General features: G+C 66.5%; 14 protein-coding genes. 9 read left to right on the forward strand and 5 right to left on the reverse strand.

What is annotated here, in order from left to right; translation table 11 throughout:
- The first annotated feature begins 20 nt into the window (after positions 1–20).
- On the forward strand, positions 21–2,927 hold the full coding sequence (locus tag ACVOJ1_RS16725; RefSeq protein WP_346480675.1) for a VIT domain-containing protein: 2,907 nt from the start codon (positions 21–23) through the stop codon (positions 2,925–2,927).
- A gap of 64 nt (positions 2,928–2,991) precedes the next feature.
- Here the strand turns inward: ACVOJ1_RS16725 and ACVOJ1_RS16730 are convergent, their stop codons facing one another.
- Entirely contained in the window at positions 2,992–4,200 is a 1,209-nt protein-coding gene (locus ACVOJ1_RS16730) for an acyltransferase family protein (protein WP_346480676.1), read from the reverse strand.
- 175 nt (positions 4,201–4,375) lie between these two features.
- On the opposite strand from ACVOJ1_RS16730, the gene ACVOJ1_RS16735 reads away from it, so the two are divergent.
- Positions 4,376–5,236, forward strand: a complete 861-nt coding sequence (locus ACVOJ1_RS16735) for a LytTR family DNA-binding domain-containing protein (RefSeq protein WP_065175614.1) — start codon at positions 4,376–4,378, stop codon at positions 5,234–5,236.
- 38 nt (positions 5,237–5,274) lie between these two features.
- Here the strand turns inward: ACVOJ1_RS16735 and ACVOJ1_RS16740 are convergent, their stop codons facing one another.
- Positions 5,275–6,015 (reverse strand): M48 family metallopeptidase, encoded by a 741-nt coding sequence (locus ACVOJ1_RS16740; RefSeq protein ID WP_053519322.1) that lies wholly within the window; start codon positions 6,013–6,015, stop codon positions 5,275–5,277.
- Between the two features lie 183 nt (positions 6,016–6,198).
- Here ACVOJ1_RS16740 and prfB point away from each other — a divergent pair.
- From prfB to ACVOJ1_RS16775, 7 genes are all read left to right on the forward strand, one after another.
- Positions 6,199–7,324, forward strand: a protein-coding gene (prfB, locus tag ACVOJ1_RS16745; protein ID WP_111186457.1) for a peptide chain release factor 2 whose coding sequence is annotated in 2 segments (ribosomal slippage) — positions 6,199–6,273 and positions 6,275–7,324 — 1,125 coding nt in all. Because the reading frame shifts where the segments join, the coding sequence is not laid out codon by codon here.
- 45 nt (positions 7,325–7,369) lie between these two features.
- On the forward strand, positions 7,370–8,152 hold the full coding sequence (locus ACVOJ1_RS16750; RefSeq protein ID WP_053519318.1) for a helix-turn-helix transcriptional regulator: 783 nt from the start codon (positions 7,370–7,372) through the stop codon (positions 8,150–8,152).
- A gap of 599 nt (positions 8,153–8,751) precedes the next feature.
- A complete protein-coding gene (locus ACVOJ1_RS16755; protein ID WP_053520219.1) occupies positions 8,752–10,137 on the forward strand; it encodes an NAD-dependent succinate-semialdehyde dehydrogenase in 1,386 nt (461 codons plus the stop codon).
- Positions 10,138–10,201: 64 nt separating this feature from the next.
- Positions 10,202–11,842: an acetolactate synthase large subunit gene (locus ACVOJ1_RS16760; protein ID WP_312552708.1), complete on the forward strand. Its 1,641-nt coding sequence runs from the start codon at positions 10,202–10,204 to the stop codon at positions 11,840–11,842.
- 169 nt (positions 11,843–12,011) lie between these two features.
- Entirely contained in the window at positions 12,012–13,523 is a 1,512-nt protein-coding gene (lysS, locus tag ACVOJ1_RS16765; protein ID WP_053520221.1) for a lysine--tRNA ligase, read from the forward strand.
- A gap of 206 nt (positions 13,524–13,729) precedes the next feature.
- The gene (rpfG, locus tag ACVOJ1_RS16770; protein WP_053520222.1) at positions 13,730–14,869 is read left to right on the forward strand and encodes a cyclic di-GMP phosphodiesterase response regulator RpfG; all 1,140 of its coding nucleotides are present in this window, start codon (positions 13,730–13,732) and stop codon (positions 14,867–14,869) included.
- A gap of 1 nt (position 14,870) precedes the next feature.
- Positions 14,871–17,585 carry a response regulator gene (locus tag ACVOJ1_RS16775; RefSeq protein WP_080375356.1) on the forward strand — a complete coding sequence of 905 codons (2,715 nt, stop codon included), beginning with the start codon at positions 14,871–14,873 and terminating at the stop codon, positions 17,583–17,585.
- Between the two features lie 12 nt (positions 17,586–17,597).
- Here the strand turns inward: ACVOJ1_RS16775 and rpfF are convergent, their stop codons facing one another.
- From rpfF to betA, 3 genes are all read right to left on the reverse strand, one after another.
- Positions 17,598–18,467, reverse strand: coding sequence for a diffusible signal factor synthase RpfF (gene rpfF / locus ACVOJ1_RS16780; protein WP_053520223.1), 870 nt, complete (start codon positions 18,465–18,467; stop codon positions 17,598–17,600).
- 205 nt (positions 18,468–18,672) lie between these two features.
- Entirely contained in the window at positions 18,673–20,349 is a 1,677-nt protein-coding gene (locus ACVOJ1_RS16785) for a long-chain fatty acid--CoA ligase (RefSeq protein WP_053520224.1), read from the reverse strand.
- A 213-nt stretch (positions 20,350–20,562) separates the two neighbouring features.
- Positions 20,563–22,245 carry a choline dehydrogenase gene (betA, locus tag ACVOJ1_RS16790; RefSeq protein ID WP_053520386.1) on the reverse strand — a complete coding sequence of 561 codons (1,683 nt, stop codon included), beginning with the start codon at positions 22,243–22,245 and terminating at the stop codon, positions 20,563–20,565.
- Between the last annotated feature and the right edge of the window lie 75 nt (positions 22,246–22,320).

Raw genomic sequence — 22,320 nt, forward strand, 5'->3', positions numbered from 1 at the left:
CCTCGCTCTGGAGACGTACCATGTCGCCCGTCCTTCGTCGTGTGCTGTGCCTGCTGGCGCTGCTGCTCTGTGCCTTCACCACGGCCGCCCAGACCCACGGCCGTCCGGCCGTCCGCCCGGTTCGTGCGGTCCCGTTGCTGCAGGTCGCGGGCGCCGAGCAGCCCATCGTGCTGCGTCGGGCCTCCATCGAAGGGGAGGTCCAGGCGGGTATCGCCCAGACCCGCGTCACGTTGGAGTTCCATAACCCCAACCGCCGGGTCATGGAGGGCGAGCTGCAGTTCCCGCTGGCTGACGGCCAGCAGATCACCGGCTTCGCCCTGGATATCGATGGCCAGTTGCGCGAGGCGGTGCCCGTGCCGAAGGACCGGGGGCGTCAGGTGTTCGAGGACATCGCGCGTCGCGGCGTCGATCCGGGCCTGCTGGAGCAGACCGCCGGCAATCAGTTCCGCCTGCGTGTCTACCCGTTGCCCGCCGGCGGCAGCCGCCGTGTGCAGCTGGTGCTGCGCGAACCGCTGGCGTTTGCCGCCCACGGCTGGCAATGGACTTTGCCGTTGCAGTTCGCAGCCAGCGCGGCCTCGGTCGAGCTGACCTTGCAGGCGCCGGATGCGGCGACCACGAGCGCAGGGCCGTTCCGCTTCACTGAGGGGCAACTGCATTGGCAGGGCCGAGGCGCCCTGTTGCCGGCGCAGCTGCAGTGGACGCTCCCGGCATCACGTCAGGCACGGGTACAGGTCGCACCGTGGCAGGACGGTCACTATCTGCTGGCACAGCTGCCGGTGCCGGTCGATAACGCGCCGCGTACGCTGCCGACCGATATCGGCCTGCTGTGGGATGGCTCCGGCTCATCAGGCAGGCGTGACCGTTCGCGGGAGTTTGCACTGCTGGACCGTTACTTTGCTGTGCTGGGAAACGGCACGGTCGCGTTGACGGTCCTGCGTGACCGGGCCGAGCCGGTGCGTCGCTTCCGTATCCGCGGCGGTGACTGGTCGGCATTGCGGCAGGCGTTGCAGGCCGTCCGCCCGGATGGCGCCAGCGCGCTGGCGCAGTGGCAGCCGCAGGCAGCCGTGAAGGAGTACCTGCTGGTCAGCGACGGTCTGTTGACCTACGGCCCGCAGGTGTTGCCGACGCTCGCCGCCGACCAGCGCCTGTTCGCGGTCAGCAGTGCGGGCGCACATACCGATGTCGTTCGGCTGCGCGGTTGGAGCGAATCACATGGCGGTCGCTTCATCGCCCTGGGGACGGATGTCGATGCCGCTGCACGCGAACTGCTGTCTTCGCCGCTGGACGTGCAGGTCGATGCGGGCCGCGGTGTACAGGACGTGGTGATCGATCGTCGCAGTGAAGCCCAGGGCTGGCTGTGGCTGCACTCGCGGCTGGCGGCGGACGGCGTGCCGATGCGGGTCCGCGTCGGCGGCCAATGGCTGGCGCTGCCCGCGACACAGACGAGCGGCAATGGAGAACTGCTGGCCGGCCTGTGGGCGCAGGCGCGCCTGCAGCAGCTGGCCGCCGACCGTCGCGGCAACCGTGAGGCGATGCAGCGCCTGTCGCAGCAGTTCGGCCTGGTCGGTCCGGATACCTCGTTGATCGTGCTGGAGACGCTGGACGATTACCTGCGCTACGCGATCCGGCCTGCCGGCGCGCTGCGGACCGAGTACGACGCCCGCTTTGCACGCGTGGTCGCTGACCGCAGCGCCGCCGAGCGCCGTCGCCTGGACGACATCGCCGCACAGTGGCAGGAGCGCCGGGAGTGGTGGCGCCGCAGCTGGCCGAAAGACACGCCGCCGCAGTTGCAGGGAAAGGCGTTGGACAGGGTTGCCGTCTCTGCTTCGGCCGCTGCGCCGGTAGCGATGCTGGCGGCCGCACCTCCCGCGCCCGCACCGATGCTTGCGGCCGCGGAACGCGACGTCCAGGTGTCGCGTGCACGCGCCCGTCGCTCGGCACCTGCACAGGAAGCCGCACGCGATGCGAGCACGGGGAGCGGCGCTGCCGCCGCGCCAGAGGCCGCAGCGAACAGCGGTGCGCTCGGCATCCAACTGGCCGCATGGCAGCCAGATTCGGCCATTGCCCGGCGCCTGCGCCAGGGGCCGTCCTCGCAGCTGTACGACCGCTACCTGGCCGAGCGCGCCGCGCATGCCGACAGCAGTGCGTTCTTTCTCGACGTGGCCGATCTGTTGCTGGAGCAGGGGCAGCGGGATCTGGCCCTGCGCGTGCTGTCCAACCTGGCCGAGATGGACCTGGACAACCGCCATCTGCTGCGCGTGCTCGGCTACCGCCTGATGCAGGCCGACGAACCGATGCTGGCGGTGCCGGTGTTCGAGCAGGTGTTGGCGATGGGCGAGGAGGAGCCGCAGAGCTTCCGTGATCTCGGCCTGGCCCTGGCGGCGGCGGGCCGGCCACAGCAGGCGCTGGCGCCGCTGTACCAGGTGGTGACGCGGCCCTGGGACAGCCGGTTCAACGGCATTGCACTGATCGCGCTGGACGAGCTGACCCAACTGGTTGCACGCAGCACGCCAGGGCTTGATACCTCGGCCATCGACCCGCGCCTGCTGCAGCCGATGCCGCTGGACCTGCGGGTAGTGCTGTCGTGGGATGCGGACAACAGCGACATGGACCTGTGGGTGACGGACCCGAACGGCGAGCGCGCGTACTACGGCAATCGTCTGACCTACCAGGGAGGACAGATGTCACAGGACTTCACCGGGGGCTATGGACCCGAGCAGTTCTCACTGCGTGATGCCAAGCCGGGCAGGTACAAGGTGGAGGCCAATTATTTCGGCAGTCGCCAGCAGCTGGTGACCGGTGCCACGACCCTGATGCTGCGCCTGACCACCCATTGGGGCACGCCGAAGCAGAAGGACCAGCGGGTGACGATGCGATTGAAGGATCGTGCCGAAACGGTGCTGGTGGGCGAGTTCGAGGTCAGATAGCGCCGAGCTCAGTTCGGGCAGGCTTGAGTCGGAGCCGGGCATGACCCGGCTCCACGCGATGGTGTCACGGTGCCGTCGTTGCGCCTGCCACCGAAGGCGATGGCGGATGGACGCGCAGGCCGAACAGGGGGCGCAGCCAGCGGACACGACGGATCAGCAGCTCGTGGATCAGCAGGCAGCCGGCGACGGTGCCGGCAACCAGCAGAGCCGGTTCCAGCCAGGGGCCGAGCTGAAGGGGCCGCAGCCAGTAGAGCAGGACGATCAGCACGGTCTGGTGCAGGATGTACCAGCTGAAGACCGCCTCTCGGCAGTAGTCGAGGCCACGCCACGGCTGGTCGAGCAGCACGCGGGCCCAGCCGAACATCGCCAGCAGTGCGCACCAGGTGTACAGGGCCCGGCCGACGCGCTCGGTCTGCGCCCATGGCAGCGACAGCACCCATGGATCGAGCTGGTCAAGGTCGGGCATCCGGCCCAGGGCGCGGATGCCGAGTTCGACCAGCAGCCCGATCACGGCCAGCGCCAACGTCAGGCGCCTGCCGCGCACGAGCAGGTCCCAGCCGCGTTGCCAGCGTGCGGCCCAGAAACCGGCCAGGAACAGGGGCAGGGATTCGGCATGCACGTAGAGGTCGTTCAGCAGCGCATGGGTGGGCGGCCACGCAGGCATCACCACCAGCAGGGCCCAGGCCAGCCAGAGCACCGGCAGCAGCAGGCCGATGATCGCGATCAGGCGGTCATCGGGCCGCCATGACGGCAGCCGCGCCCACAGGGCCTGCATCGGACCGGCCAGCGCGATGGCCAGCAGGGTGTAGGGCACCAGGTACGCCAGATACCACAAGTGATTCCAGGTGAACCCGTAGGCTGCGCCGTCGAAATGCGCGCCCGGCCACGGCCGGAACTGCCAGTAACGCCACAGGAAGGCGCCGAGTCCTGGCGTCACATCGCCCTTGTCCACCGCTTCGCAGTAAGCCTGCAGCGAGACGACAGCGACGATGCCGAACAACAGCGGCAGCAGCAGGCGTCCGCTGCGTTTCAGTGCGAACCGGTGCCGCCCGTGCCGCGGCAGCGAGAGGCCCAGAGCGATACCCGAGATCACGAACAGCAGTGGCATGCGCCAGCGGTTCAGAGCGATCATCGGCCACTGCAGCCACTCGGCGGTGTAGGCGCTCTTGAGATGGAAGCCCCAGCCATCCACATAGGCCATGGCCGCGTGGTAAAGGATGAGCAGGGCGAAGGCGAGCACGCGGAGCGTGTCGATGTCATGGCGTCGGGTCATGGCCGCAACCGGCAGGAAGGTGACGCCAGACTGCGTCCGCAAAGGTGGAGGCGTAAGCGGCAGGGGGCCACCGGTGCCGCGGTAGTGACCAATGGCGGGCGTGCCGGGATCAACGGGGAGGCTACGCTCGCTCCCTTGATGCACGCTGAGGGACCGCGACGAGATGGATGCAGCAATGGCTCAGGGCAGACTGCCGCGCTGGCGAACGTCAAGTCGTCTGCTGGTGTGGGCCGCGATCCTGTCGGCGACCGCAGTGACGAACGCGCTGGTGGAAGTGATGGATTCCGGGCGCCACGGCACCGCCCTGGCCCTGTGGGAGCCCCTGGTCTGGGAGTTCAGCAGTGCCGGAGCGGTGCTGCTGACCCTGCCGCTGCTGTGGTGGGGGTGCGAGCGCTGGCCGTTGCATGCCGACACCTGGAAGCGCCTGCTGCCGCTGTACCTGCTGGCCAGCGTGGGGTGGTCGCTGCTGCACGTGGTGGGGATGATGGTGATCCGCCACCTCGCGTACGCCGCACTGGGCCATCACTACCAGGACGATGACGGCTGGTTGCAGCGCTTTGCCTACGAGTACCTGAAGGATGTCCGCACGTTCGCGTTGTTCGTGGCGCTGGAGCACCTTGCCGGCTGGTTCGGCCGCCGCCGCCAGGGTGAGGCATCCCTGCTGGCCGCGCCGGATGTCGGTCCGCCGGTCGAGCCGGTCGAGCGCCCGCAGCACTTCCTGGTGCGCAAGCTGGGCAAGGAATTCCTGGTCGCCACCGAGGACGTCGAGTACGCCCAGGCCGCTGGCAACTACGTGAATCTGAGGGTCCGCGGCCATGACTATCCGCTGCGGATCACCATGGCGGTGCTGGAGCTGCGGCTGGATCCGCTGGTGTTCCTGCGGCCGCATCGCAGCTGGCTGATCAACCGCGGGCAGCTGCGCTCCATCGAGCCGCTGGATGGCGGCGAGGCCCTGCTGCACATGGCCGATGGGGCCAAGATTCCCTGCAGCAGGCGCCAGCTGCCGCTGCTGCGGCAGGCGCTGGCGGGAGGATAGGGGCGGGCGGACCTGCGGAGCGCCCGCCCCCTTCGTGCTTACTTCCTGTCCTTCTTGATCATCGCGTCGATGCGCGCGGCGCGGGCTTCCGAGCCGGGGTGCGACGACATCAGGCCGCCTTCGCTGGACAGCTTGCGGAACATGCTGGCCAGGGCTGCCGGATCATAGTTGTGGCGCTTCATGAACTGGTAGCCGTACTCGTCCGCCGCGCTCTCTTCCTTCTGCGAGAACTGGGCGTTGACGAAACCCTCGGCGAGGTCGCCGAGCTGGCCCTGGCTGAGCTGGGTCAGGTTGCCGTTGCCCGACGCTGCCAGGCCTTCGCGGCCGGCCGATGCGAGCAGCGCGGTGCGCATCTTGGTCTTGCTGTGGCCCAGCTTCACGTGGCCGATTTCGTGGCCGATCACGCCACGCACCTCGTCATCGCTGGCCATGTCCATCAGGCCGGTGTAGACGCGGACGCAGCCGTTGGCCATCGCCCAGGCGTTGACATCGGCGGTCCGGTAGACCTTGAAGTTCAGGTTCAGGCCGTCCTCGTTGGCGAGCCCCTGGGTGATCTTGGCCAGGCGCTGGGCATAGGGATCGTTGGCGGGTGCCAGCTGGTTCTCCTTGTCCATGTAGGCGCAGGCCTGGTCGGCGGCCGCCGAGACCTCTGCGTCGGACAGGGTCAGCGCCTTGCCGGCCTTCAGGCCGGTGCTGGTCAGGCCCTTCAGGTCGATGGCCGAGGCATTGGCGGCCAGCAGGCAGGCGGCCAGGCACAGGGTGGAACGCATGATCTTCATTGAAATGGTGCTCCTTGGATTGGGATGGGCCGCGCGTCCCCCTGTTGCCGCGGCGGCCGGGAAGTCTACCGGCTTCAGCCCGCCCCGTGTCCAGCCGCCGGCCGGGCCGCTGGGGGTGCCTCGCCGCCTGCCGGGCGCCTGCGTTATCATTGGCAGTCATTTTTTGAACGCACGACCGCCGACATGATCGAACTGAATCCTGTCCGCCAGCGCATCACCGATCTGACCGATCGCGTGCTGTCGCTTCGGGGGTATCTTTGACTACGACGCCAAGAAAGAGCGTCTTGAAGAAGTAACGCGGGAGCTTGAAAACCCCGACGTCTGGAACAACGCCGAGTACGCCCAGAACCTGGGGCGCGAGCGATCCAGCCTGGAAAAGACCGTGGGCGGCATCGCCTCGGTGCTCGATGGCCTGAAGGATGCGACCGAGCTGCTGGAGCTGGCCGAGTCCGAGCAGGACGAGGACACCGCGCTGGCCGTGGTTGCCGATCTGGACAAGCACCAGTCGCACGTCGAGAAGCTGGAGTTCCAGCGCATGTTCTCCGGCGAGATGGACAATGCCGCTGCGTTCGTCGACATCCAGGCCGGTGCCGGTGGTACCGAAGCCCAGGACTGGGCCGAGATCCTGCTGCGCATGTACCTGCGCTGGTGCGAATCGCGTGGCTGGAAGACCGAGCTGATGGAAGTTTCCGGCGGTGATGTGGCGGGCATCAAGTCGGCCACCCTGCGCGTGGAAGGTGACTATGCCTATGGCTGGCTGAAGACCGAGACCGGCGTGCACCGCCTGGTGCGCAAGTCGCCGTTCGACTCGGACAACCGTCGCCACACCAGCTTCACCTCGGTGTTCGTTTCGCCGGAGATCGACGACAACATCGACATCACCATCAACCCGGCCGATCTGCGCACCGACGTCTACCGTTCGTCCGGCGCCGGTGGTCAGCACGTCAACAAGACCGAGTCGGCGGTGCGTATCACCCACATTCCGACCAACATCGTGGTGGCGTGCCAGACCGGCCGCAGCCAGCACCAGAACCGCGACAACGCGATGAAGATGCTGGCCGCAAAGCTCTACGAGCTCGAGATCCAGAAGCGCAACGCGGAGAAGGATGCCGTGGAAGCGACCAAGTCCGACATCGGCTGGGGCAGCCAGATCCGCAATTACGTGCTCGATCAGAGCCGCATCAAGGACCTGCGCACGGGCATCGAGCGTTCCGATACGCAGAAGGTGCTCGATGGTGACCTCGATGAGTTCGTCGAGGCCAGCCTGAAGGCCGGCCTGGCGGTGGGGTCCAAGCGCGTCGATGCCTGATGCGCACGCCTGCGCCGATATCATCGCCTTCCGCAACGGAGGGCGATGATGCGCAGCGAGAGTGAACGCAGGGAGCTCGGCGGTTTCCTCAAGGCCTGCCGCGCCCGTGTCGACCCGGCCACGCTGGGCCTGCCGGCCGGGCGCAGGCGTACCCCCGGCCTGAAGCGCGAGGAAGTGGCGCTGGCGGTGGGGGTCAGTGTCAGCTGGTACACCTGGATCGAGCAGGGACGTGAAGTGCGTGCGTCGCCGGAAGTGCTCGAGCGCCTGGCCCGGGTATTGCGGATGAGCGATGACGAGCGCGCATATGCGTTCGCGCTGTCCGGCTATGGCGTTCCGCTGGAGTCGCCAGATGAAAGCGTGACTGATGGCCTGCGCCAGCTGGTGGACGCGATGCAGCCGATCCCGGCCTACGTACGCAACACCCGTTTCGACATCCTGGCCTGGAATCCGGCCATTGCCGAACTGTTCGTCGACTACAGCCAGCTGGCGCCGCATGAGCGCAACACGCTGCGGCTGATGTTCCTGTATCCGCCTTATCGCACGTTGATCCTCAACTGGGAGGAGATGGCCCGGGGCCTGCTGGCCGGCTTCCGCGCGGCGATGGCGCAGGCGCAGGACAAGGCGCCTTTCCTGGCGCTGGCCGAGGACATCGCTGCCCACAGCGATACGTTCCGGCAGTGGTGGCCGGAGCATGATGTGCGCCGCTTCGACGAGGGGGCGAAGAAGCTGAACCACCCCACGCGCGGGTTGCTGGACCTGCAGTACGTGGCGCTGGTGCCGGAGAGCCGGCACGACCTGTCGTTGGTCACCTACCTGCCGCGAAAGTAGGTGGGTCGGCAGGGCTGCGCCCTGCACCCGCAGAGGCTTCAAGCCACGGCAACGGCAACGGCGTGCATTCCGTGGGATGGCGGGGCGGCGTCGAAGTGCGGGGACGCCGTGAACCCGTCCATGGGGGCTTGGCAGCCGTATCCATGCGGCTGACACCCCGCACTCCGACGCCGCCCCGCCTCTGACAATTCCCCGCGGCTGTGGGTGGGTGTCGACCTTGGTCGACACATCTTTCAGATATCGAATGAAATTCCGGGGTCAGATCCGTTCTCCTGCGGAAAACGGATCTGACCCCGAGAGTACTTCCAACAGATCGCGGGAAACTGTGTCCGCGGCATGGATGCCGCCGCCCAGCCCCCATGGAGGGGTTCACGACGTCTTCCGCCATCGGCCCCACCCCGCCATCCCGCAGGAATCCAGCTTCTGCTGTTGCTGGGCTGTGGCGTAGGGGGCAGGGCGCAGCCCTGCCAGCAACCCCATTCAGGCAGGTAAGTGCAGGTCACAGGATAAGCAGACGCCTTGTTGCGCGGCAGCTTCGGGTCCACATTCCTGACAGGAGACGGGCAATCGGCCCGTTGCCGAGACAACAGGAGCCCTGCATGTCCGCTGCCCCCGCCATTGCGATTTCCCTCGATCCGGCCACCGGCCAGGAAATCGCCCGCCATCCCTTCGTTACCGACGCCGAGCTGGAGGTGATTCTCGATCGAGGCCAGGCCGGCTTTGCCGCCTGGAGTGCGCAGTCGCTGGAGCAGCGCGCCGATGCCCTGCGTGCGATGGCCGCGGTCCTGCGCCGCGACCGCGAATCGCTTGCGGCGCTGGCCACCGCTGAAATGGGCAAGGTCCATGCCGAATCGTTGGCCGAAATCGAGAAGTGCGCGGTGCTCTGCGAGTGGTATGCGGATAACGGCGCACAGTACCTGCGCGACGAGCCGACGCTGGTTCCCGATGACAAGGCCTACGTGTCCTACCTGCCACTGGGCGTGGTGCTGGGCATCATGCCGTGGAATTTCCCGTACTGGCAGGTGATGCGCGCAGCGGTGCCGATCCTGATGGGTGGCAATGGTTTCCTGCTCAAGCCGGCCGAGAACATCGTCGGTACGGCCCATCTGCTCGATGCCGCCTGGCGCGACGCGGGCCTGCCGGAAGGCACCTTCATCGCCGCCAACATCAGCCGTGAGGGCACCAGTCGTGCCATCGCCGATGACCGCATCGCAGCTGTCACCCTGACCGGCAGCGTCGGCGCAGGCCGCAGCATTGCCGCGCAGGCCGGGCAGGCATTGAAGAAGGTCGTGCTGGAACTGGGGGGCTCGGACCCCTTCATCGTGCTGGACGATGCCGACCTCGACGCGGCGGTGGATGCAGCACTCGCCTCGCGCTTCCAGAACACCGGACAGGTCTGCATCGCCGGCAAGCGCATCATCGTCGAGGACGGCGTGTACGACCGTTTCGTGGCGCAGTTCTGCGCGAAGGTGCAGGCGCTGACCGTCGGTGATGGCCGTGAACCCGGCAACCGCATCGGTCCCATGGCCCGGCAGGACCTGCTCGAGCAGCTCGATGCGCAGGTGCGTGCATCGGTAGAGGCCGGCGCGCAGCTGCTGGTCGGCGGTCATCAGCTGGATCGTCCGGGCAGCTTCTATGCCCCCACGGTGTTGGCCGGTGTCGAGCCGGGCATGCAGGCGTTCGATACCGAGACCTTCGGCCCGGTGGCTTCGATCAGCCGCGCACGCGATGCCGATCATGCGGTGGAGCTGGCCAACCAGAGCGAATTCGGCCTCAGCGGCAACCTGTGGAGCGGCGATCGCGAGCGCGCGATGCGGCTGGCACGCAGGCTGCAGACCGGGGGCGTGTTCGTCAACGGCTTCTCCGCGTCCGACCCGCGCGTGCCGATCGGTGGCGTGAAGAAGAGTGGCTTCGGCCGCGAGCTGTCGCATTTCGGCATCCGCGAGTTCGTGAACGCGCAGACCGTGTGGTTCGACCGTCGTTGACGCACGGCTTGCATCCTTCCTGTAACGATCCACCACCAGTCCAGTGAAGAGGGACGGCATTCCCATGTCCAAGGGTTCAGATCTGCTTGTCGCGGCGCTCGAGAACGAGGGCGTCGAACGTATTTTCGGTATTCCCGGCGAAGAGAACCTCGATGTCGTCGAGTCGCTGCGCCATTCCAGCATCGAGCTGGTCATCACCCGCCATGAGCAGGCGGCGGTGTTCATGGCGGCCACCTACGGACGCCTGACCGGCAAGCCGGGCGTGTGCCTGGCCACGCTCGGCCCGGGTGCCCTCAACTTCACCACCGGTGCGGCCTACGCGCTGCTGGGCGCATGGCCGGTGATCATGATCACCGGGCAGAAGGGCATCGTCGCCAGCAAGCAGGCGCGCTTCCAGATCGTCGACATCGTCAGCACGATGAAGCCGCTGACCAAGCAGGCGCGGCAGATCGTATCGGCGCGCACCATCCCGACCATCGTCCGCGAGGCATTCCGTGTCGCGCAGGAAGAACGTCCGGGCCCGGTCCTGCTGGAACTGCCGGAGGACATCGCGGCCACTGAAGTCGAGGATGTGGCATTGATCCCGACGCATGCGGTGGATCGACCGATCGCCAGTCCCGAGGCGCTCGATCGCGCCGCGCAGATCATCCGCAATGCGAAGCGTCCGCTGCTGATGATCGCGTCCGCGGCGTCACGGCCGCAGTCCAGCGAGGCGCTGTCAGCCTTCGTACTGCGTGCCGGCATTCCCTTCTTCACCACGCAGATGGGCAAGGGTGCGGTAGCGGGCGGATCGGGCCTGTACATGGGGACCGCCGCGCTGACCGAGCGCGACTATGTGCACATGGCCATCGACCAAGCCGACGTGATCGTCACCATCGGCCATGAAGTGACCGAGAAGCCGCCTTTCGTGATGCGACCCGGCGGACCGACCGTCATCCACATCGGCTATTCGCAGGCGGCGGTCGAGCAGGTCTACTTCCCGCAGGTGGAGGTGATCGGCGATATCGGCCGCTCGCTGACCCAGCTGGCCGACCGCATTGAAGGCCAGGTGGCCCATGCCGATGCACTGCTGCCGCTGCGGGCCACCATCCTCGACCATCTCGCCGACCGTGCCGAAGAGGCCGGGTTCACCCCGCAGCGGCTGGTCCACGACGTGCGCCGGGTGATGCCGCCCGACGGCATCGTGGCGCTGGACAATGGCATGTACAAGATATGGTTCGCGCGCAATTACCGCACCCAGGTAGCCAATACGCTGCTGCTGGACAATGCGCTTGCCACGATGGGTGCGGGCCTGCCTTCGGCGATCATGGCCTCGATCCTGTACCCGCAGCGCCGGGTGCTGGCGGTGTGTGGCGACGGCGGCTTCATGATGAACAGCCAGGAGCTGGAAACCGCGCGGCGGCTGGGGCTGAACCTGGTGGTGCTGATCCTCAACGATGGTGCCTACGGCATGATCCGCTGGAAGCAGGCGGTGGATGGCTTCACCGACTATGGGATGACCTTCGGCAATCCTGACTTCGTCAGGTACGCTGAGGCCTATGGTTGCAAGGGCCACGAAGTGACGGCCATCGAGCAGTTCATCCCGACGCTGGAGGCGGCGTTCAACGAAGGCGGGGTGCACCTGGTGTCGGTGCCGATCGACTATTCGGAGAACGAGCGGGTGCTGGTGGATGAATTGCGGCAGGCGTTCCCCGGGAATGCCTGAGGTAGCGCCGGGCCACGCCCGGGGATTCCTGCCGACTGACCGCCGGGCATGGCCCGGCGCTACCGGGCCGTGGGCGCCGGCCAGGGCCGGGGCAGGGTGGTTTTGCTATGCTGTGCAGCCGGCCGTGCCGGGCGCAAGACTCCCCCAACTACACGATTCCCGCAGATCCATGAGCGAAGCTACCGAAACCCCTTCCGTCGACGAAAACAAGTTGATCGCCGAGCGCCGCGAGAAACTCAAAGCGCTGCGCGGGCAGGGGATCGCGTACCCGAACGACTTCCGTCGCGAGGACTTCGCCGGCCAGCTGCAGGACGAGTACAGCGACGCCGAAACCTGGACCGCCGAGGCCCTGGAAGCCAATGGCCGCCAGGTGCGCATGGCCGGACGCCTGATGGCCAAGCGCATCATGGGCAAGGCCAGCTTCGCCCAGATCCAGGACGAGTCCGGCCGCATCCAGCTGTTCCTGCAGGGCGCGGCCCTGGGCGATGACTACGCTGCCTTCAAGGGCTGGGACGTGGGTGACATCATCGCCGTCGAGGGCGGCCTGACCCGTACCCGCACCGGTGAACTGTCGGTCAAGGCCGCAACGATCCGACTGCTGACCAAGTCGCTGCGTCCGCTTCCGGACAAGTGGCATGGCCTGGCCGACGTCGAGCAGCGCTACCGCCAGCGTTACGTCGATCTGATCGTGACCCCGGAGTCGCGCGCGGTGTTCATCAAGCGCTCGAAGATCATCCGTGCCATGCGCGCGTGGCTGGACAACCGCGACTTCCTCGAAGTCGAGACGCCGATGATGCATTACATCCCCGGCGGTGCGGCGGCCAAGCCGTTCACCACCCATCACAACGCGCTGGACCTGGACCTGTACCTGCGCGTGGCGCCGGAGTTGTACCTGAAGCGCCTGACCGTCGGTGGCCTGGAGCGGGTGTACGAAATCAACCGCAATTTCCGCAATGAAGGCGTCAGCACCCGGCACAACCCGGAGTTCACCATGATGGAGCTGTACGAGGCCTACGCCACGTACAACGAGATCATGGACCTGACCGAAGGCGTGATCCGGGACGTGGCCAGGACGGTGAACGGCACTACCGAAGTGGAGTGGGACGGCGCGAAGATCGATCTCGGCCCGGCGTTCCGCCGCTGGCGGATGGACGAGGCCGTGCGGCACCACAATCCGGAGATCTCCGCTGCCGACTGCACCGACCGCGAAGCGCTGCTGCGGCACTGCGAGCGCCTGAAGATCAAGGTCAAGCCGTCCTACGGCTGGGGCAAGCTGCTGCTGGAGATCTTCGAAGCCACCGTCGAGCACACCCTGATCCAGCCCACCTTCATCACCGATCATCCGGTGGAGGTCTCGCCGCTGGCGCGTGCCAACGACAACGACCCCGGCTACACCGATCGCTTCGAGCTGTTCGTGAACGGCAAGGAGCTGGCCAACGGCTTCTCCGAGCTGAACGATCCGGAGGATCAGGCCCAGCGCTTCCAGGCCCAGGTGGCCGCCAAGGAGGGGGGCGATGACGAGGCCATGCACTACGACGCCGACTACATCCGCGCGCTGGAGTACGGCATGGCGCCGACCGGCGGCCTCGGCATCGGCGTCGACCGCCTGGTGATGCTGCTGACCGGCAGCAGCTCCATCCGCGACGTGCTGCTGTTCCCGTACATGCGTCCGGAGCACTGAGCCGGGGTTTTGTGACTCCCGTTTGTGCGCGCCGTCCCGAAACGGGACGGCGCAATTGACGTCTCTGGCACTCGGCGTATCGTAATTGCACTACCTTGACGCCGGCTATGGCTTGATCGGTGACGGGGAAGAGCGCAATGTGGAGAGCCCGCTTCACAATGTGACCACGATCATGAACCGGGACGCATGACACGGGAGTCAGTCCGATGCAGGGTGCCAGCGTGCGCAGCGGCAGCGTTTCCACGCCTGCTGATGACCAAGCGTGGTCGAGAAACCAGGCGGAGTACACGTTGAACATCGTCATCGTCGATGACCAGACCTCCGCGCGGACGATGCTGCGGCACGTCATCGAGGACATCGCGCCGGAACTGAGCGTGCATGACTTCGGCGATCCCCTGACCGCGCTGGCCTGGTGCGAATCGCACCCGGTCGACCTGCTGCTGCTCGACTACCGCATGCCGGAAATGGACGGGCTGGAATTCGCCCGCCGCTTCCGGCGCCTGCCCAAACATCGCGACATCCCCGTGATCCTGATCACCGTGGTGGGCGACGAGCCGATCCGGCAGGCCGCGCTGGAGGCAGGCGTGATCGACTTCCTGGTCAAGCCGATCCGCCCGCGCGAACTGCGGGCGCGCTGCTACAACCTGCTGCAGCTGCGCCAGCAGACCGAGAACGTGAAACAGCGCGCGCTGTCACTGGAACAGCGCCTGCTCGCCAGCATGCACGAGGTCGAGGAGCGGGAGCGCGAGACCTTGTCGCGATTGGCTCGTGCGATCGAGTTTCGTGACGCCGGCACCAGTGCCTACCTGGAGCGGATGGCCCGCGTGGCCGGGCTTATCGCCGAGCAGCTGGGCCTGCCGGAAGACGAGGTACGGCTGATCGAGATGGCGGCGCCCCTGCACGACATGGGCAAGATCGCCATACCGGATGCGGTGCTGCTCAAGCAGGGCAAGCTCAATGAAGAGGAGCTGGCGATCATGCGCCGTCACCCGCGCATCGGCCATGAACTGCTCAGCGGCAGCCAGAACCGCTTCATCCAGGTCGGTGCGCTGATCGCGCTGCGTCACCATGAACGCTACGACGGCAGCGGTTACCCCGATGGGCTGGTAGGCGAAGCGATTCCACTGGAAGCGCGCATCGTTGCCGTCGCCGATGTCTTCGACGCCCTGATTTCCCCGCGTCCATACAAGGAAGCCTGGACGATGGAAGCAACGCTGGCCTATCTGTATGCCCAGCGTGGCCGCCTGTTCGACCCCCGCTGCGTGGATGCGCTGCTGCGGGGCCGCCAGCAACTGCTGGACATCTGCGCGCAGCACTCGACGGCCTCCACGCGACCGGGTGGATGAGATGCAGGACCTGTTCGCACGGCTGAAGCGCCGGCTGTCGCAGCGGCCCGACTCCGAGCACGGGCAGGTGATAGTGCGGATCGCGCTGATCTCGCTGATCCTGGTTTACGTACTGCTGTCCGGGGCCCGGATGCATCGCCTGGAGCAGTACCAGGGCGTGCTCGTGACCGTGCTGACCGGGCTGTCGATATCCCTGCTGCTGTTCGCCTGGTTGCTGTGGAAGCCGGGGCGCTCCGATGCGCGCAGGGTGGTCGGCATGGTCGCCGACTATGGGTTGATGACGGTCGGCATGGTGCAGATGGGCGAGCCTCTGGCCTGGGTCTATGCGGTGGTGATGTGGGTCACGGTGGGCAATGGCCTGCGCTTCGGCAACCGCTACCTGGGCGTGGCGATCGCCATGGCCCTGGTCAGCTTCGGTACCACCGTGCTGTTGACACCGTATTGGCGTGACAACCCCAGCCTGGCCGTGCCCCTGTGGCTGGGCCTGGTGGCGGTTCCGCTGTGCTGCTCCTCCCTGTTGCGACGACGGATGCGACATCCCCCCATGGACACTCCTGCCGTTGAATCCTCCCCGGCCCGGTCGCTGCTGGCCCGGGTGAAGCAACGGCTGTCCGGACGCGAGGACAGCGAGCACGCGCAGAACCTGATCCGCATCGTGATCACCGCGCTGTTCATCAGCTATCTCGGCTGGCGCTACCTGAGCGCGGGTGGCGAGACGCTGACCACGACGTGGCTGATCCTCGCCTTCGAGCTGGCCATCTCGGCGGGCCTGCTGGTGGCGATCCTGGTCGATCCCGGGGTGTCACACGTCCGCCGCGTGATCGGCATGCTGACCGACTACACGTGCATGGCCTGGATCATGACCATCCAGGGTGAGCCGGCAGCTCCGCTGTACGCGGTGATGCTGTGGGTCACGATCGGCAACGGCATGCGCTACGGCAGCACCTACCTGCGGGTGGCAACCGCAATGGGGTGCCTGGCTTTCCTGTGTACCGTGATGCTGTCGCCCTACTGGCGCAGCCACGACTACCTCGGCTGGGGCCTGCTGCTGGGCCTGGGCGCGATTCCGCTGTACTTCGATTCGCTGCTGCATGCCTTGACCCGTGCGGTGGCCGAAGCGCGCCAGGCCAACGAAGCCAAGAGCCGTTTCCTGGCGAACATGAGCCACGAATTCCGTACGCCGCTCAACGGCCTGGCCGGCATGACCGAAGTGCTGGCCACCACGCGGCTGGATGAGGAGCAGCGCGAGTGCCTCAGCACCATCCAGGCGTCCACCCGCAGCCTGCTGGCGCTGGTGGAGGAGGTGCTGGACATCTCGGCGATCGAGGCCGGCAAGGTCCGGGTGGAATGGCATGAGTTCGCGCTGGCCGACGTGCTGCAGGCGATCAACCTGATCCTCACCCCGCAGACGCGTTCCAAGTCATTGGAGTATCGCGTCGACGTGGACGACAACGTTCCGCCGCGGTTGTTCGGCGACGCCGGCCATCTGCAGCAGATTCTGCTGAATCTGATGGGCAACGCGGTGAAGTTCACCGACAGTGGCTTCGTCCATCTGCGTGTCAGCAGCCATGACGAGCGTGGCAGCGAGCGTGCCCGGCTGCGTTTCGAGATCCTCGACAGCGGCATCGGCGTACCCGTGGCCCTGCGCAGCCGCCTGTTCAACGCCTTCGAGCAGGCCGACGTCGGCCTGGCCCGCCGCCATGAAGGCACCGGACTGGGTACGGCGATCGCCAAGGGGCTGGTCGAATCGATGGGCGGGCAGGTCGGTTACCTGCCGAACACGCCGCGCGGCAGCGTGTTCTGGGTGGAAATCGCGCTGGACGTGGCGCCGACGCCGGACGTGCAGGGCGAGCTGCCGGAGGGCGGCAACGTCATTGCGTTCTCCAATCCATTCCTGCGCCATCGGGCCCGTGTACGCAGTCTGCGGGTGCTGGTTGCCGATGACCATGCCGCCAACCGCATGGTGCTGCAGCGGTTGCTCGAGAAGGCCGGCCACAAGGTCACATGCGTCAATGGTGGGGTCGAGGTGCTCGACGCTCTCGAGCAGGCCAATTACGACGCAGCCATCGTTGATCTGCACATGCCCGGCATGAGCGGCCTGGACCTGCTCAAGCAGCTGCGGGTGATGCAGGCCAGTGGCCTGCCGTATGTGCCGGTGATGGTGCTCAGCGCCGATGTCACCCCGGAATCCATCCTGCGCTGTGAGCAGGCAGGTGCACGTGCATTCCTGGCCAAGCCGGTCGTCGCGACGCGTCTGCTGGAGGTGTTGGCCGATGTGGCCGCCAATACGCGTACCGAGCCGGGCATCCAGTCGGTACCGGCCATGGAGGTCGGTGACGGCGTACTCGACACCGCCGTGCTGGACGAGCTGGCGTCACTGGGCATGGGCGATGGCTTCGAACGCAAGTTCATCGACCAGTGCCTGGTGGATGTGGACGCGAGCATGGCGCAGATGCAGGCCTGTGGCGAGCGGCTGGACTGGGAGGACTTCCGCGAACACGCCCACGCCCTGCGTGGCGTGGCGAGCAACCTGGGCCTGGTCCAGGTTGCTGCCGCCAGTGGCGAGATGATGCGCATGGCCGACTGGCAATTGAAGGCCGAGTGGACAATGCGCCTGTCCAGCCTGGTAGGTGCACTGCGCATCGGCAGGAAAGCGCTGGCGTCCCGCGTCGCAGGCATCCAGCAACGCGACGACGGGGAACGCACGCCCTCCTGACCGCGAGGTCTGTCAGCCCGCCTCGCCATTGCGGCGGGCCTGGGCGCGGACCAGCCGGTCCATGGTCCGCAGCGACTTCTCGCCCAGCTGCATGGCGGTGTCGACCCAGATCTCGGTGATGCGCATCATTTCGTGCAGCGGCACCATGGTGGCGATCTCGTTCACTTCGCGCATCGCCGCCCAGGCGTGCGGAATGCGCCGGCTGTCCCGGATCACCTGTTCGACCGCCGCAACGCCTTCGCCCACCGGCACGACGACATCCACCAGGCCCATGTCCTTCAACTGCCGGGCGGTGAAGAGGTTGCCCTCCAGCATGATCTTCTCGGCCAGCCGCGGGCTGACCCGCTGGCACAGGAAGGAGTAGGCGCCCATGCCCGGGAACAGGTCGAACAGCACCTCCGGCAGTCCCATCAGCACGCCTTCTTCGGCGACAATGGTATGGCAGCTAAGCGCGGCCTCGAAGCCGCCGCCCAGTGCATTGCCCTGGACCAGCGCGATGCTGTGGGCGCGTGCGCCCAGCCCGGCGTGGAACGCATGCACGCCGCGCACGCAGCGCTGCGCATAGTCGAGCAGGCGGGCACGGTCGCCCTCGCGGATCAGCCGGCAGAACAGTTCCAGGTCGCCGCCCAGGTTGAATACGTCACTATCGGAGGCCAGGACCACGTGAGGCGAGAGAACGTGGGCAGCACTGAGACGGTCTCCCAGTTCACGCTGATAGTCGACGATGTCGTCTACCAGGCGTGAGGCAAAGCACGGGCGGCCCGGCTGGTTGACCAGGTTGGCATGCATGTGGATCCAGTAGACATCCCGTTCGGTTTCCTCGGTGATGCGCAGGGTCGGGTGCTGCGACGGGCGGGTGATGATGGGGCGTACTGCAGACATGGGTGTTCTCCGAGTGACCGTCCGGCCAACCGCAGAGCGGACGGAGAGATGGAATGTGAGGGAGTGGGCGGAACGTGCGGTGGCGAGTGATTCTATGCACCGCTCGTGAACCGCCTGCAAGCGGCCGCCGCCCGCGCTGGCCGCCAACGAAAAGGGCCCCGCCGTCGCCGGCGGGGCCCTGAGCTGCGTCGAACCGTGGAAACCCTTACTGCGCGGGCGTATCGCGCAGCTCGCGACGGAGTATCTTGCCGACATTGGTCTTCGGCAGTTCCTTGCGGAACTCCACGATGCGCGGGTGCTTGTAACCGGTCAGATTTGCCCGGGCATGCTCCTTGACCATTTCGGCGGTCAGGTTCGGATCCTTCTTCACGATCACCACCTTGACCACTTCGCCGGACTTCTCGTCCGGCACGCCGACCGCGGCCACTTCCAGCACGCCCGGCATCATCGCGATGACGTCTTCGACTTCGTTCGGATACACATTGAAGCCGGACACCAGGATCATGTCCTTCTTGCGGTCGACGATGTAGAAGAAGCCTCGTTCATCCATCTTCGCCATGTCGCCGGTATGCAGCCAGCTGTCGCTGTCGATCGCCTGGGCGGTCTCTTCGGGGCGCTGCCAGTAGCCCTTCATCACCTGCGGGCCCTTGATGCACAGCTCGCCCACCTCACCCAGCGGCAGGATGTTGCCGTTGTCGTCCTTGATGCACGCATCGGTGGACGGGATCGGCAGGCCGATGGAGCCGTTGTACTCCGGCAGGGTAAGCGGGTTGATGCAGGCGGCCGGCGAGGTTTCGGTCAGGCCGTAGGCCTCGACCAACGTCACCCCGGTAACCTTCTTCCAGCGCTCGGCCACAGCGCGCTGCACCGCCATGCCGCCGCCCAGGGTGAACTTCACCGACGAGAAATCGATCTCATCGAAACCGGGCGTATTGAGCAGACCGTTGAACAGCGTGTTGACGCCGGTGATGGCGGTGAAGCGCGTGCCCTTGAGCTCCTTGACGAAGCCCTTCATGTCGCGCGGATTGGTGATCAGATGATTGCAGCCGCCGAACTTCATGAAGACCAGACCGTTCGCGGTCAACGCGAAGATGTGGTACAGCGGCAGCGCGGTGATGATCACTTCCTTGCCCGGCTCGATGCCGGAGGTCGACAGCCATGCCGAGGCCTGCTGCATGTTGGCGATCAGGTTGCGGTTGGTCAGCATCGCGCCCTTGGCCACGCCGGTGGTGCCGCCGGTGTACTGCAGGAACGCCACGTCGTCGTGGTCGATCTCGACCTCGGGCAGGGTGTGGCGGCTGCCGAGCTTGAGTGCCTGCTTGAAGCGGATGGCGCCCTTCACGTGATAGTTGGGCACCATCTTCTTGACGTACTTCAGCACGAAGTTGACGATCGCGCCCTTCGCGCCGAGCAGATCGCCCAGGCCGGTGGTGACCACCTGCCTGACCGGCGTGTCGGCGATGACCTGCTGGACGGTATCGCCGAAGTTGTCGACCACCACCAGCACCGAGGCGCCGGCGTCGACCAGCTGGTGCTTCAGTTCGCGTGCGGTATACAGCGGGTTGACGTTGACCACGGTCAGGCCCGCACGCAGCACGCCGAAGGTGGCGACCGGGTACTGCAGGCAGTTGGGCATCATCAGGGCGACGCGGTCGCCCTTCTTGAGCTTGAGCTCACCCAGCAGGTAGGCCGCGAACTGGTCAACCAGCGCATCGGTCTCGCCATAGGTGAGGACCTTGCCGAAACTGGAGTAGGCGGGGCGGTCGCGGTACTTGGCGACGGAGGCGTCGAAGACGGAGGCTACCGAATGGAATTCGTTGACGTCGATCTCGGCGGGAACGCCTTTCGGATAGCTCTGCAGCCAGGGACGATCCAGACTCATATTCCCCCTCCAGGAATCGTGATTGTTGGGTCCGACCCTGAGCGTACTGACAGCGGCCGGTCATTGCAGCATACCCCGCCGTAGGGGAAACGCGAAGAGGGCATCGCGCGACGGCCTGTGCGATCGCGTCAAATGCCGGCGGGCATGGCCCCGCGCCACCGAACTGGCAGCGCTGGGCCATGCCCGGCGGGTGTTTCAGGGTGCGTGCGGTGCTCAGCCCTGCCTGCGCACCGGCGCACCATTGGCCTTGTAGTAGGGCGCGGTGCTGCGGGGCAGCGGCGCACGGCCGCGGATCACGTCGGCGAGCTTTTCGGCGATCATGATGGTCGGCGCGTTGAGATTGCCGGTCACCACCTGCGGCATGATCGAGGCGTCGACGATGCGCAGGGCCTCCAGACCATGCACACGGCCCTGGCCGTCCACCACCGCCATCGGATCATCGGCGTGGCCCATCTTGTTGGAGCAGGACGGGTGGTATGCCGTCTCAGCATGCTCACGGACGAACGCGTCGATCTGTGCATCGGTCTGCAGTGCACTGCCCGGCGAAATCTCGCGGCCGCTGTATGGAGCCAGTGCCGGCTGCGCGAAGATCTCGCGGGTGATGCGGATCGCCGCGCGGAACTCGCGCCAGTCCTGGTCGTGCGACATGTAGTTGAACAGGATGCTTGGATGCTCGCGCGGATCCTTGGAGCGGACATGGATGCGGCCACGGCTGGGCGAGCGCATCGAGCCGACATGCATCTGGAAGCTGTGTGCCTTGATCGGATTGGACCCGTTGTAGTTGATGGCCACCGGCAGGAAGTGATACTGCAGGTTGGGCCAGTCGAACTCGGCATCGCTGCGGATGAAGCCGCCGGCCTCGAACTGGTTGCTGGCGCCGATACCAGTGCCCAGGAACAGCCATTCAGCGCCGATTGCCGGCTGGTTGTACAGCTTCAGCGCCGGCGCCAGCGAGACCGGCTTCTTGCATTCGTACTGGAGATACATCTCCAGGTGATCCTGCAGATTGGCGCCGACGCCCGGCAGGTGATGCACCAGGTCGATGTCGAGGCTGCGCAGCAGATCGGCCGGGCCCACGCCGGAGCGCTGCAGGATCTGTGGCGAGGCGATGGCGCCGCCGCACAACAGCACCTCGCGGCGGGCAGTGGCACGCTGCGGCTGGTCGTTGCGCAGCCACTGCACGCCCACCGCGCGCTTGCCGGAGAACAGGATGCGGTCGGTCAGCGCGTGGGTGACGATGGTCAGGTTCGGGCGCGGCCTGGCCAGATCCAGATAGCCGCGGGCGGTGCTGGAGCGGCGGCCCTTCGGCGTGACCGTGCGGTCCATCGGGCCGAAGCCTTCCTGCTGGTAGCCGTTGAGGTCATCGGTGCGCGGATAGCCTGCCTGCACGCCGGCTTCAACCATGGCTGCGAACAGTTCGTTGTTGCCGGCCTTGGGGGTGGTCACCCGCAGCGGGCCATCGCCCCCGTGGTAATCGTTGGGGCCGATGTCGCGGGTCTCGGCCTTGCGGAAGTAGGGCAGGCAGTCCAGATAGGTCCAGTCGTCCAGGCCGGGCATGCTCGCCCAGTTGTCGTAGTCCATCGCGTTGCCGCGGATGTAGCACATGCCGTTGATCAGCGACGAACCGCCCAGGCCTTTGCCACGGCCGCAGTCCATGCGGCGGTTGTTCATGAAGGGCTCTGGATCGGTCTTGTAGGCCCAGTTGTAGCGCTTGCCCTGCAGCGGAAACGCCAGCGCCGCCGGCATCTGGGTGCGGAAGTCGAGCCGGTAGTCCGGGCCACCCGCTTCCAGCAGCAGTACGCTCACATCGGCATCTTCGGTCAGGCGGGTGGCCAGCACGTTGCCGGCCGAACCGGCGCCGATGATGATGTAGTCGTACTCGTTATGGGTGCTCATGGTTGTTCTCCTTCAGGCCGGGACACGCTGCAAACAGGCGTCCCGGCGGAATGTCGGATCGGCGCGGTGGCCGGA

The organism is Stenotrophomonas sp. STEN225 (assembly GCF_056756445.1).